12 protein-coding genes are annotated in these 11,545 nt (G+C 70.7%); 6 read left to right on the top strand and 6 right to left on the bottom strand.

Annotated features, from left to right (window positions below):
• Positions 1–17 precede the first annotated feature (17 nt).
• A complete protein-coding gene (locus ACF1AJ_RS01060; RefSeq protein ID WP_391505765.1) occupies positions 18–521 on the top strand; it encodes a gluconokinase in 504 nt (167 codons plus the stop codon).
• A gap of 81 nt (positions 522–602) precedes the next feature.
• Here ACF1AJ_RS01060 and ACF1AJ_RS01065 read toward each other — a convergent pair whose 3' ends face one another.
• Both ACF1AJ_RS01065 and ACF1AJ_RS01070 read right to left on the bottom strand, forming a co-directional pair.
• Positions 603–1,067, bottom strand: coding sequence for a MarR family winged helix-turn-helix transcriptional regulator (locus ACF1AJ_RS01065; RefSeq protein WP_391505766.1), 465 nt, complete (start codon positions 1,065–1,067; stop codon positions 603–605).
• The gene (locus ACF1AJ_RS01070; RefSeq protein ID WP_391505767.1) at positions 1,060–1,494 is read right to left on the bottom strand and encodes an SRPBCC family protein; all 435 of its coding nucleotides are present in this window, start codon (positions 1,492–1,494) and stop codon (positions 1,060–1,062) included. Before ACF1AJ_RS01070 ends, ACF1AJ_RS01065 begins: the two co-directional genes overlap by 8 nt.
• 229 nt (positions 1,495–1,723) lie before the next feature.
• On the opposite strand from ACF1AJ_RS01070, the gene ACF1AJ_RS01075 reads away from it, so the two are divergent.
• Positions 1,724–2,341: a 50S ribosomal protein L25/general stress protein Ctc gene (locus ACF1AJ_RS01075; protein WP_391505768.1), complete on the top strand. Its 618-nt coding sequence runs from the start codon at positions 1,724–1,726 to the stop codon at positions 2,339–2,341.
• A gap of 9 nt (positions 2,342–2,350) precedes the next feature.
• Positions 2,351–2,965 carry an aminoacyl-tRNA hydrolase gene (pth, locus tag ACF1AJ_RS01080; RefSeq protein ID WP_391505769.1) on the top strand — a complete coding sequence of 205 codons (615 nt, stop codon included), beginning with the start codon at positions 2,351–2,353 and terminating at the stop codon, positions 2,963–2,965.
• A 217-nt stretch (positions 2,966–3,182) separates the two neighbouring features.
• Here pth and ACF1AJ_RS01085 read toward each other — a convergent pair whose 3' ends face one another.
• On the bottom strand, positions 3,183–3,653 hold the full coding sequence (locus ACF1AJ_RS01085; protein ID WP_391505770.1) for a hypothetical protein: 471 nt from the start codon (positions 3,651–3,653) through the stop codon (positions 3,183–3,185).
• A gap of 98 nt (positions 3,654–3,751) precedes the next feature.
• Between ACF1AJ_RS01085 and ACF1AJ_RS01090 the strand changes: the two genes are divergently transcribed.
• Positions 3,752–4,456 carry an alpha/beta fold hydrolase gene (locus ACF1AJ_RS01090; RefSeq protein WP_391505771.1) on the top strand — a complete coding sequence of 235 codons (705 nt, stop codon included), beginning with the start codon at positions 3,752–3,754 and terminating at the stop codon, positions 4,454–4,456.
• 56 nt (positions 4,457–4,512) lie between these two features.
• On the top strand, positions 4,513–8,133 hold the full coding sequence (gene mfd / locus ACF1AJ_RS01095) for a transcription-repair coupling factor (protein ID WP_391505772.1): 3,621 nt from the start codon (positions 4,513–4,515) through the stop codon (positions 8,131–8,133).
• A gap of 86 nt (positions 8,134–8,219) precedes the next feature.
• On the opposite strand, the gene nhaA is transcribed toward mfd, so the two are convergent.
• Positions 8,220–9,365 (bottom strand): Na+/H+ antiporter NhaA, encoded by a 1,146-nt coding sequence (nhaA, locus tag ACF1AJ_RS01100; RefSeq protein ID WP_391505773.1) that lies wholly within the window; start codon positions 9,363–9,365, stop codon positions 8,220–8,222.
• A gap of 113 nt (positions 9,366–9,478) precedes the next feature.
• Between nhaA and ACF1AJ_RS01105 the strand changes: the two genes are divergently transcribed.
• The gene (locus ACF1AJ_RS01105; protein WP_391505774.1) at positions 9,479–10,186 is read left to right on the top strand and encodes a MazG family protein; all 708 of its coding nucleotides are present in this window, start codon (positions 9,479–9,481) and stop codon (positions 10,184–10,186) included.
• Positions 10,187–10,201: 15 nt separating this feature from the next.
• Here ACF1AJ_RS01105 and ACF1AJ_RS01110 read toward each other — a convergent pair whose 3' ends face one another.
• Together ACF1AJ_RS01110 and ACF1AJ_RS01115 are read right to left on the bottom strand one after the other, a co-directional pair.
• Positions 10,202–10,669: a heme-degrading domain-containing protein gene (locus ACF1AJ_RS01110; RefSeq protein ID WP_391505775.1), complete on the bottom strand. Its 468-nt coding sequence runs from the start codon at positions 10,667–10,669 to the stop codon at positions 10,202–10,204.
• Between the two features lie 59 nt (positions 10,670–10,728).
• Positions 10,729–11,544, bottom strand: a complete 816-nt coding sequence (locus ACF1AJ_RS01115; protein WP_391505776.1) for an ABC transporter ATP-binding protein — start codon at positions 11,542–11,544, stop codon at positions 10,729–10,731.
• Between the last annotated feature and the right edge of the window lies 1 nt (position 11,545).

Genomic DNA, 11,545 nt, shown 5'->3' on the forward strand with positions numbered 1-11,545 from the left:
GCAGGGAAGGAGCGCACGTGGAGCGTGTGCAGGTGGTGGTGATGGGCGTGTCCGGTTCGGGCAAGAGCACCGTGGGGGAGCTGCTCGCGGCGCGCCTCGGGGTGCCCTTCGTCGACGGCGACGCGCTGCACCCGCCGGCGAACGTCGCCAAGATGGCCTCGGGCGTCCCGCTGACCGACGACGACCGCATCCCGTGGCTGCGCGAGGTCGGCCGGGTGCTTGAGACGACCGCGCCGGAGGGCGTGGTCGTGGCGTGCTCGGCGCTCAAGCGGGCGTACCGAGACCTGATCCGGTCGGAGGCGTCGGGCGCGGTGTTCGCGGAGCTCGACGGCTCCCGCGAGCTGCTCGCGGGACGGATGGCAGCCCGGCCCGGCCATTTCATGCCCGTGTCGCTGCTGGACTCGCAGCTCGCGACCCTCCAGCCGCTCCAGGAGGACGAACCGGGGATGCGTCTCGACGTCGGCCGCCCGCCGAGCGAGCTGGCCGACACCATCGCGCGAGAGCTGCCCGCCCGCGCCTGATTCCGTATCTCTGTGGGTCGCAACACGCCGTTATGGCCGCGCCATGACGGCGTGTTGCGACCCACGGGTTGCGTGGGGCGGTCAGTCCGGCTCCGGCGGGGCTGCGAGGGCGCCCAGCTGGCTCGCGAACGCGGCCGCATCGACCGGGGCGAAGAACGCCGCGTCGGCGGCCTCGACGTCCGCCGTCGCTCCCCGGGCGGCCGCGACACCCTCCGCCGTCGGGCGGAGCACGCGCGCACGCCCGTCGGTGGGATGCGGCAGCCGCTCGACCAGCCCCGCGCGTTCGAGCGTGCGGACGACCTGCGAGGTCATCATCGGATCCGTCGCAGCGAATCCGGCCAGGTCGGCCTGGGTCACCAGCCGCTCCGGCTCCCGATCGCTCAGCCAGGTGAGGGAGGCGAGCAGCACGTACTGCACGTGTGTCAGCTCGTGCGGCGCGAGGGCCGCGCGCATCGCCGCCTGCCACCGGTTCGTCACCCGCCAGAGCAGGAGGCCGGGGCTCTGCGCGGCGGCGGGGAACCGGCTGCCGAGCCCGCCGTCAGGCATGGGCGGCCGTGCGGGTCTCGGCCGCATGCAGCAGTTCCGCCATCGCCTCGGGGAAGTCGCCGGCGATCTGCGGGCCGAGCTCCGGGCCGACGGCGTCCGAGCCCTCACCGTCGATCTCGAGCGTGTGGGTCACGGCGGTCCGGCCGTCCGCCTCCGGCGTGATCGTGTGACGGAAGGTGAGCGTGAGGCCGCCGAACGCGGTGCGATCCGCGTAGACCCGCTCGGGCACGAGCTCCACGATCTCGGAGGTCATGGCGTCCTGTCCTTGCGGGGTGACGGTGATGGCCGTCCCGACCGCGAAGGGGCCGTGCAGCTCGAAGCGGTCGCTGGCCGGGCCGAGCGGCGTGCCGCTGTGCAGGTCGCGCAGCGCCGACCAGACGGCGGAGGCGGGGGCGGTCGTCAGGTCGCGGTACTGGGTGGTCCACATGGTGTTCTCCGATCCGAAAACTAATAAGCGCGCTTAGCGTATCGCCATCGGGTAGACTCGGCAACTGAACTTCGGCGAGGGATGCTGCCCCCAGCATCCGTGATCGACGCGGTGGAGCAGGCTACGCAGTCTTTCCTCGCGCACTTCGATGCGTTCGAGTCGAACAACAACCACACTGCGGGCCTCGCGGCTCGCCCGACAGCCGGACCACGTCCGGCGAGGAGACACCATGGCAGACGAGTCCAACAAGGTCGCAGCCGAGCTGCGCGAGAGCTTCGGCAAGGGCGCGGCGCGCAAGATCCGTGCCGCCGGCAAGATTCCCGCCGTCATCTACGGTCACGGCACCGACCCCGTCCACATCACCGTCCCGGCGCACCAGGTCGGCCTGCTGCTCCGCAAGGCGAACGCGGTCCTCGACCTCGACATCGCCGGCAAGGCCGAGCTCGCGCTGGTCAAGGACGTGCAGAAGGACCCGGTGTCGCAGATCATCGAGCACCTCGACCTCATCCTGATCCGCCGTGGCGAGAAGGTCACCGTCGAGGTGCCCGTGCACGTCGAGGGCGAGCCCTACTCCGGCACCATCGCCATGCTCGAGGTCAGCACCATCCGCCTCGAGACCGAGGCGACCCACATCCCGGAGCGCATCGTCATCGACGTCACCGACGCGCCGGAGGGCACCCAGTACCTCGCGAAGGACTTCGACCTCCCGCAGGGCTCCACCCTGGCCGAGGACGAGGAGCTCCTCATCGTCAACATCTCGGTGCCAGCCTCCGCCCGCGCCGAGGACGAGGAGACCGCTGCGGCTGAGGCCGCCGCGGATGCCGAGGCCGCCGGAAGCGCCGAGTAAGCGCCTCCCATGGAATCCACCCGTCAGGCGTCGTCCACGGGACCGTCCGACGGGCCGTGGCTCGTGGTCGGGCTCGGCAACCCCGGGCCCGGCTACGCCGCCACACGCCACAACGTGGGCCAGATGGTGCTCGACGAGCTCGCCTCGCGTGGCCGTCTCACCTTCAAGACCCACAAGACGAACGCGACGGTCGCCGAGGGGCGGTTGACCCCCGGCGGCCCGCGTTTCGTCCTGGCCAAGCCGAACACGTACATGAACGTGTCCGGTGGGCCGGTGTCGCAGCTGCTGCGCTTCTACTCGCTCGACCCGTCGCATCTGATCGTGGTGCACGACGAGCTCGACATCCCGTTCGACTCCATCCGTCTGAAGTACGGCGGCGGCCACGGCGGCCACAACGGGGTCCGGGATGTGATCGCCGCGATCGGCACGGGCGACTTCACCCGTGTGCGCGTCGGTGTGGGCCGTCCGCCGGGTTCATCGGCTGCCGCGGACCACGTCCTCAAGGGCTTCTCGGCGACCGAGCGCAAGAACCTCCCCATCCTCGTGGCGGATGCCGCGGACGCGGTCGAGCAGATCGCCGCCGACGGCCTCACCACCGCGCAGAACCGCTTCCACGCGCGCTGACCCGTCCGCCGCGAACGGAGGACTTCTCGGGGCATACGGGCCCGGATGCCTCCCTTTCGCGCGCCCACCGGCGTGCCGTGCCGGAACCTCCTCCCTTCCCGCATGCTTCGAGGCAGTCGGAAAGGGAGGAGAAACGGAACGGGAACTCGCGTGTCGGCCGGAAACGGAGGCGGATGCGTGCGTCAGGCGCGCGAATGACCTCCGTTTCCGACGGCCGTTACGCGGGCGGGAGCGACGCCCCCAGCGCCGCCGCGTACACCGCGAACGACACGATCGGCGCCGCCGCGGCCACGATGATGGCCACGACGCCGAACGGTCGTCCGCGCTTCGTCGCCACCGCCACGATGCCGAGCACGAGCGCGAGGATGCCGAGCGCCGTCCCGAGCAGCATCTGCACACCCATGAGGAGCGCGACGGGCGCGAACGCCTGCGCCTGCTCCGGCGTGAGATCGCTCGTGTTGAACGAGAAGCTGGTCGACGTGCGCGACGCGAGCGGACCGGCGGCCATGCCGACGACCACCGACGCGATCACCGAGAGGATGAAGACCGGGACCGCGATGGACATCGCCGTGATGCCGAGCGCGCGCGAGCGCGGGGGAGCGGGCGGCGCATCCCACCCGGCGGGCGCGTACGGCGACGGCGGCGGCGGATAGGAGTTGTAGTACGCGGGCTGATTCGGGTCGGTCACACTTCCCCCTCGGATTCGGGCCGCCTCACGGCGGATGCTCAGCCAGAGCGTAGCGGACGCCCTGCCTGCAACCGGAGACGACGCGTACGGTGACCGCCATGAAGTTGTTCACGCGCGAGTGGGGCACCGGAGACCGCCTCGCGATCCTGGTCCACGGGGTCATGTCGGACTCGCGCAACTGGCGCAGGGTCGGGCCGGTGCTCGCGGAGCGCGGGTACCACGTCATCGCCGTCGACCTGCGCGGCCACGGGCACAGCCCACGCACCGAGGAGTACTCGGCCGAGCTGATGGCGCAGGACATCCTCGACACGGTGCCTGCGCATCCCGAGTTGGTCATGGGCCACTCGCTCGGCGGTCTGACCGTCAGCCTCGCGATCGAGCGGCTCGACCCGCAGCGCGTGATCTACGTCGACCCCGCGTTCTCGTGCCCGGCGGCGAACCGGTTCCAGCAGATGCTCGCGCCGGCGTTCCTGCGCACCCTCGCCCGGCAGTCGGCCGCACGCATCGCGAAGCGCAACCCGCGCTGGGATCCGGCCGATGTCGCGATCGAGGTCGAGACGTTCAAGGCGTTCGACCGGGCCGTGCTTCCCGTGGTGGTGACGCCGTCCGCGATGCGTGCGCCCGAGGTCATGACGGTGCCGTCGATGGTCATGCTGGCCGATAACTCCCAGCTCGTGAAACCGGAGCTCGCGGAGCGCCTGCGGTCCGAGGGGTATGAGGTGCGCGTCGTCCCCGGTTCCGGCCACGTCATCAACCGCGACGATCACGAGGGCTTCATGCGGGCCCTCGAGGGCTGGATCTGACTCCCGTCCATTCCGCACCCCTCGACCTGTCGGTGGGCCCACGTAGAATTGACCGAGTGATACTCCAGGGTCTGGTCGCCGCGCTCGCACGCGAGTCCTCGTTCAACGATGCGCTCGGCTATGCGGCGCGCGACGCCGACTTCTCGCTGGCGGACGGCCTGCGTGCTCCTCTCCTCGCGGGGCTGCTGCGCAGGCGTGCCGAGCAGGGCGCATCGCAGGCGATCCTGCTCATCACGGCGACCGGTCGCGAGTCGGAGTCGATCCGCGGCGCCCTTCCGTGCATCCTGCCCGAAGGCGAGATCGTCGAGTTCCCCGCCTGGGAGACGCTGCCGCACGAGCGGCTGAGCCCGAGTCCCGAGATCGTCGGCAAGCGACTGAGCGCGCTCCGGCGTCTGGCCGACTGGTCGGAGGGTGACCGGAGCACCCCGTTCATCCTGGTCGCGTCGGTGCGGGCCGCGCTGCAGCCTCTCGCCGATAACCTCACCGACTACTCGACGGTCGCCCTGAAGTCGGGAGCACGCGGCTTCGACCTCGGGGGCCTGGCGTCACAGCTGATCGACCTGGCGTACGGGCGCGTCGACATGGTCACCCGGCGCGGCGAGTTCGCCGTCCGCGGCGGGATCCTCGACGTGTTCCCGCCGACGGCGGACCACCCGTACCGCATCGACTTCTTCGGCGACGAGGTGGATGCGATCCGCGCCTTCTCCGTCGCCGACCAGCGGTCGATGCCCGAGCCGATCGCCGAGGTGAGCCTGCCGCCGAGCCGCGAGCTGCTGCTCAGCGAATCGGTGCGTCAGCGGGCGCGCGAGATGGAGCACGAGTTCCCGAGCCTGTCGGCCATGCTCGCCAAGATCGGCGAGGGCATCCCGGTCGAGGGGATGGAGTCGCTGGCTCCCGCGCTCGTCGACCGTCTGGTGCCGCTCACGCACTACCTGCCCGACGGCGCGGCCGTCGCGGTGCTGTCGCCCGAACGCGTCGCCTCCCGCGCGGTCAGCCTGGCCGAGACGAACCGCGAATTCCTCTCCGCGGCCTGGAGCGCGGCGACCGTCGGTGCCGCAGCGCCGATCGATCTCGCCGCCGGCGACTTCCTGACGCTGCAGCAGCTGAAGGACTCGGTGAAGTTCAGCCGTCCTGGCGCTCCGAGCCCCGACCACCCCTGGTGGACGATGAGTGGCTTCCAGGCGAACGACGTGCTGCCCGAGGAGCGCGAGCTGGAGGAGCACCTGCAGGTGCGCATCCACGCCGAGGCGGTGCCCAGCTTCCAGGGCAACGTCTCCGGCGCCGTCGAACACGTCGCCGCGCGCCTGCGCGACGGCTGGAGCGTCGCGATCGTCGCGGCAGGCAATGGCCTGGTGGAGCGCGCCGCCGACGTCCTGGCCGAGTCGGAGCTGCCCGCACGGCCGGTCGACGAGTTCCCCACCGACCCGGAGCCCGGCATCGCCTACCTCGTCAAGGCGACGGCCGAGCACGGCTTCGAGGTTCCCGAGACCAAGCTCGCCCTGATCAGCGAGGCCGAGTTCTACGGCCGCGCGGTGGGCTACGACTCCCGCCAGGTCAAGAAGCTGGCGGCGCGGCGCAAGAACGTCGTCGACCCGATGCAGCTGAAGCCGGGCGACTACGTCGTGCACGAGACGCACGGCATCGGCAGGTTCGTGGAGCTGACCCAGCGCGAGGTGTCGAGCGGCGGCCGCAAAGCGGTCAAGTCGAAGCGCGAGTACCTCGTGCTCGAGTACGCGCCCTCGAAGCGCGGCTACCCCGGCGACAAGCTCTACGTGCCGACGGACCAGCTCGACCTCCTCACCCGCTATGTCGGCGGCGAGGCGCCGCAGCTGTCCAAGATGGGCGGCAGCGACTGGGCCGCCGCGAAGGGCCGCGCGCGCAGGGCGGTACGCGACATCGCCGTGGAGCTGGTCAAGCTCTATTCGGCCCGCATGGCGAGCAAGGGTCACGCCTTCGCTCCGGACACACCCTGGCAGCGCGAGCTGGAGGAGGCCTTCCCGTTCGCGGAGACGCCCGACCAGCTGCAGACCATCGACGAGGTGAAGGCCGACATGGAGCGGCCCATCCCGATGGACCGCCTGATCTCGGGCGACGTCGGTTTCGGCAAGACCGAGATCGCCGTGCGCGCCGCGTTCAAGGCGGTTCAGGACGGCAAGCAGGTCGCGGTGCTCGTTCCCACCACGCTGCTCGTGAAGCAGCACGCCGAGACGTTCCAGGAGCGCTTCGCCGGCTTCCCCATCCACCTGCGCCAGCTCAGTCGCTTCCAGACCGACAAGGAGGCGCGCGAGACCCTGCGCGGCATGGCCGACGGCACGGTGGATGTGGTGATCGGCACTCACCGCATCCTCGCCGACGGCGTCAGCTTCAAAGACCTCGGCCTCGTCATCATCGACGAGGAGCAGCGGTTCGGCGTCGAGCACAAGGACGCGCTGAAGAAGCTGAAGACCAACGTCGACATCCTCGCGATGAGCGCGACGCCCATCCCGCGCACGCTGGAGATGGCGGTCACCGGCATCCGCGAGATGTCGACGCTCGCGACACCGCCGGAGGACCGGCACCCGATCCTCACCTTCGTCGGTCCGTACTCGGACAAGCAGGTGGCGGCGGCGATCCGTCGCGAGCTGCTGCGCGAGGGTCAGGTGTTCTTCGTGCACAACCGCGTCGGCTCGATCACGAGCATGGCCGCGAAGCTGGCGGAGCTGGTGCCGGAGGCCCGGATCGGCGTCGCCCACGGCAAGATGAACGAGCACGCGCTGGAGCAGGTCGTCGTCGACTTCTGGGAGCGGCGCTTCGACGTGCTGGTCTCCACGACGATCATCGAGACCGGCCTCGACATCGCCAACGCGAACACGATCATCATCGACCGCGCCGACAAGTACGGCCTCAGCCAGCTGCACCAGCTGCGCGGTCGTGTCGGCCGCGGTCGCGAGCGCGCGTACGCGTACTTCCTCTGGGATGAGAACAAGCCGCTGAGCGAGACCGCCCACGACCGGCTCTCGACCATCGCCGCGAACAACGACCTCGGCAGCGGCATGCAGGTCGCACTGAAAGACCTCGAGATCCGTGGAGCGGGCAACCTGCTCGGTGGCGAGCAGTCCGGCCACATCGCGGGCGTCGGTTTCGACCTGTACCTCCGCATGATCGGCGAGGCCGTCTCCACCTTCCGCGGCGAGGTCGCGGAGGGCCAGACGGAGCTGCGACTGGAACTGCCTGTCGACGCGCACATCCCCGAGGAGTACGTCGACAGCGAGCGGCTGCGGCTCGAGGCGTACCAGAAGCTGTCGACCGCGAGCTCGCCCGCCGCGAAGGACGGCCAGATCGACCTCGTGCTGGAGGAGCTGACCGACCGCTACGGCACCCCGCCGGAGGCCGTCACCAACCTCGTCGCCGTGTCGCGGCTGCGTCGCGCGGCGCAGAAGGCGGGACTCGGCGAGGTCGTGGCGATGGGATCCAACCTGCGGTTGGCGCCGGCGATCCTGCCGGACTCGCTGCAGGTGCGCCTGCAGCGCATGTACCCGGGGTCGAAGTACCACGCGGCTCCGAAGGTCGCGACCGTCCCGCTGCCCCGGGTGAACGGCGAGGCGCTCGACGATGCGTCCCTGATCACCTGGGTCGCCGACCTGCTGGGTGCCTTGTTCCCGGAGAAGGAGACGGCCGCCGCCGAGCGCGCCAGCTGACGCGACCCGTCCCGCTCCTCCGTGGGTCGCAACACGCCGTTATGCAACGGCGATAACGGCGTGTTGCGACCCACGGATGCGACGAATCAGGGGTGCGGGTGCTCGCGCCGGTTGCGCCGGGCCAGCGCGCTGACGAGGAATCCGGCGGCGACGATCGCGACCGCGGATCCGAGCAGCACTGCCAGCGTGCCCTCCGCCCGCACCTCCTCCGATCCCGCGAACGCCAGCTCGTTCATGAGCAGGGACACGGTGAAGCCGATCCCGCCGAGCGCGGCGACGGTGACGAGTCCGAAGAGCGAGATGCGCCCGCGTTCGGCACCGCGCTTCGTGAACGAGCCGAGCCATCCGCCGAGGGTGATGCCGATCAGCTTGCCGACCGGCAGGGCGACCAGGATGCCCCAGAACGCCGGCGACAGCTGCGACGGCGACACGGCGGGGATGGGCACCAGAGCCGCCGAGAACGCGAACAGCGGCAGGATGAGCCCGTTCGACCACGGTTCGAGAGCGTGGGTGACCTTCCCGGCGGGCCGGCGCGCCATGACGAGTCCGAGGGCGACGCCCGCGATGGTCGCGTGCACGCCGGAGTCGTAGACCAGCCACCAGGTGAGCAGCGCGAGCAGCACCATGAGGACACCGAGCGGCCAGCGCATCCGCCCGCGCAGCATCCGGCTCAGCACCCCGAACACGGCGACCGTGACGGCGGCGAGCGCCAGCTCCAGCAGGTTCGGGTCGGTGGTGAAGAACACGGCGATGATGACGATCGCGATGAGGTCGTCGAGCACCGCGAGGGCCAGCAGGAAGACGCGCAGCCGGTTCGGCAAACCGCGGCCGAAGACCGCGAGCACGCCGAGCGCGAAGGCGATGTCGGTCGCGGTCGGGATGGGCCACCCCTGTGACACGCCGGTGCCCGCGGTCAGCGCCAGGTAGATCCCCGCAGGCACGACCACGCCGGCGACCGCCGCGATCGCCGGATGGATGGCCTTCTGCACACTGTTGAGCTCGCCCACGACGAGCTCGTGCTTGAGCTCGACCGCGACGATGAAGAAGAAGATCGCGAGCAGGCCGTCGCTGATCCAATGGCCGACGCTCAGGTCGAGCGGCCCGGCTCCGAGGTGGGTGTGCTGCACGTCGAGCAGCGCGGGGCCGGCGGCGGTGTTGGCGAGGAGGAGGCCGAGCGCGGCGGCTCCGAGGAGGAGTCCGGCGGCGGTGCGCTCGGATCGGATGATGCTCATGCGGTCACCATTCATGCAGGGTCACGGAAACGACGCCGACCAGACTTCCCGGCACACCGCTCATGACTCTACCCGGTGGCAGGATGGATGAATCGTAGAGCGAGGAGGTCCGCATGGGCGAGGCAGTGGGTCACGACGCGGGACCGGTGGTGGTGCCGGAGGCCGCGACGAAGCTCGACGAGCTGGTCGCCGTGATGGCCCGCCTGCGCGCTCCGGGCGGCTGCCCGTGGGATGCCGACCAGACCCACGAGTCGCTGGTGCAGTACCTGATCGAGGAGACCTACGAGCTCATCGACGCCATCGAGACCGGTGACCGCGACGAGCTGCTGGAGGAGCTCGGCGACGTGCTGTACCAGGTGCTCTTCCACGCCGACATCGCCGCGCACACGCCGGGCGAGGATTTCGACATCCAGGATGTCGCCGCGCACATGACCGCGAAGATGGTCGGCCGTCACCCGCACGTCTTCGGCGACCGGACCGCCGCCGACGCGCGCCGCGCCGAGACCGCGGATGACGTGGTCGGCTTCTGGGACGAGCTGAAGAAGCAGGAGAAGCCGGGCCGCACGAGCGTGCTCGACGGCATCCCCCAGGGCATGCCCTCGCTCGCGCTGGCCGACAAGCTGCTCGGCCGGGCGCAGAAGGTCGGGCTGCTCGACCTTCAGGAGTCGGGCGGAGTGCAGGTGGGCAGCGAGGACGAGCTCGGGCCGCTGCTGCTCGCGATCGTCGCGTCGGCCAAGGCGCAGGGGCTGGATGCGGAGCGCGCGCTGCGCTCGACCCTGCGCGACCTGCAGGACGAGATCCGCGAGCAGGAGGCCGTCTAGCCCACCGCCACTACCTCACTCGCCGAGCGAAGCCAGGTACTCGCGAATGCCGTCGGTCACCAGCAGGTGGTCCTCCTCCGAGGTGAGGCCGGATGCGGTCACCGCTCCGATGACGCCGGTGCCGGCGACCCGGATCGGGAACGAGCCACCGGTGAGCGCGTAGTCGCGGGCATCGAGCCAGCCGAGACCCTCCACATCCACGTCCGCCAGCCGGAGGGCCACCAGGGCGCTGCTCGCCTCGAACCGGTGCACGACGGCCGCCTTCTTGCGGATCCAGTCCTGCTGATCGACCGTCGTCCCCGGCAGCATGGCGCGGAACAGGATGTGGTCACCGCGCCGGATGTCGACGGCCACGCCGGCGCCGGCCGCGAGCGCGCGCTCGATGATGAGGCTTCCGAGGCGCCACGCCGCGGCGAGGTCGAACGACGGCAGGACGAGTTCCCGCTCCTGCTGCTCGAGAAACGGGATCGAGAGGTCGGTCATCGTGGTCCTCCGGTCGGGGCCGCCGCACGGCGTGTCACGCCGACACTAGCCGAGTGGGCCTAGGCCGTGTGGTGCCGTCCGAGCGGTACGACGAGCGGCGTCCCGGTCACCGGGTCGTCGGCGATGACCGACTCGACGCCGAACACGTCGCGCACGAGCTCCGTCGTGACCACCGCGGCCGGGTCTCCCGCCGCCACGACCGACCCCGAGCGCATGGCGATCAGGTGTCCCGCATACCGCGCGGCCAGGTTGAGGTCGTGCAGCACCATGACGACCGTCGTGCCGCGGGCAGCATTGAGGTCGAGCAGGAGGTCGAGCACATCCAGCTGGTGACTGAGGTCGAGGAAGGTGGTGGGCTCGTCCAGCAGCAGGATGTCGGTGCGCTGGGCGAGCGCCATCGCGATCCACACGCGCTGCCGCTGACCGCCGGAGAGCTCGTCCACCGGCCGGTCGGCGAGGTCGGTGATCCCGGTCGCCGTCATCGCCTCGGCCACCGCGTCGTCGTCGTCGGCCGTCCACCGCCGGAACCATCCCTGGTGCGGATACCGGCCGCGCGACACCAGGTCTGCGACGGTGATGCCGTCGGGCGCGGTCGGCGTCTGGGGCAGCAGTCCGAGGCGCTGCGCCACCTGCTTCGTCGGCAGCGAGTGGATGTCGGAGCCGTCGAGCAGGACGCTGCCGGAGGCCGGCGGGAGCAGCCGCGACAGCCCGCGCAGCAGGGTCGACTTGCCGCAGGCGTTCGGCCCGACGATGGCGGTCACGCGGCCGGCCGGGATGTCGAGGTCGAGTCCGTCGACCACCACCCGTCCCTCGTAGGCGAGCGAAAGATCGCGGGCGGCCAGCTCCGGCACGGCGGAAGGGGTCTCGTATGTCATG

This window comes from Leifsonia sp. NPDC014704, assembly GCF_043083605.1.
GTDB lineage: Bacteria > Actinomycetota > Actinomycetes > Actinomycetales > Microbacteriaceae > Leifsonia.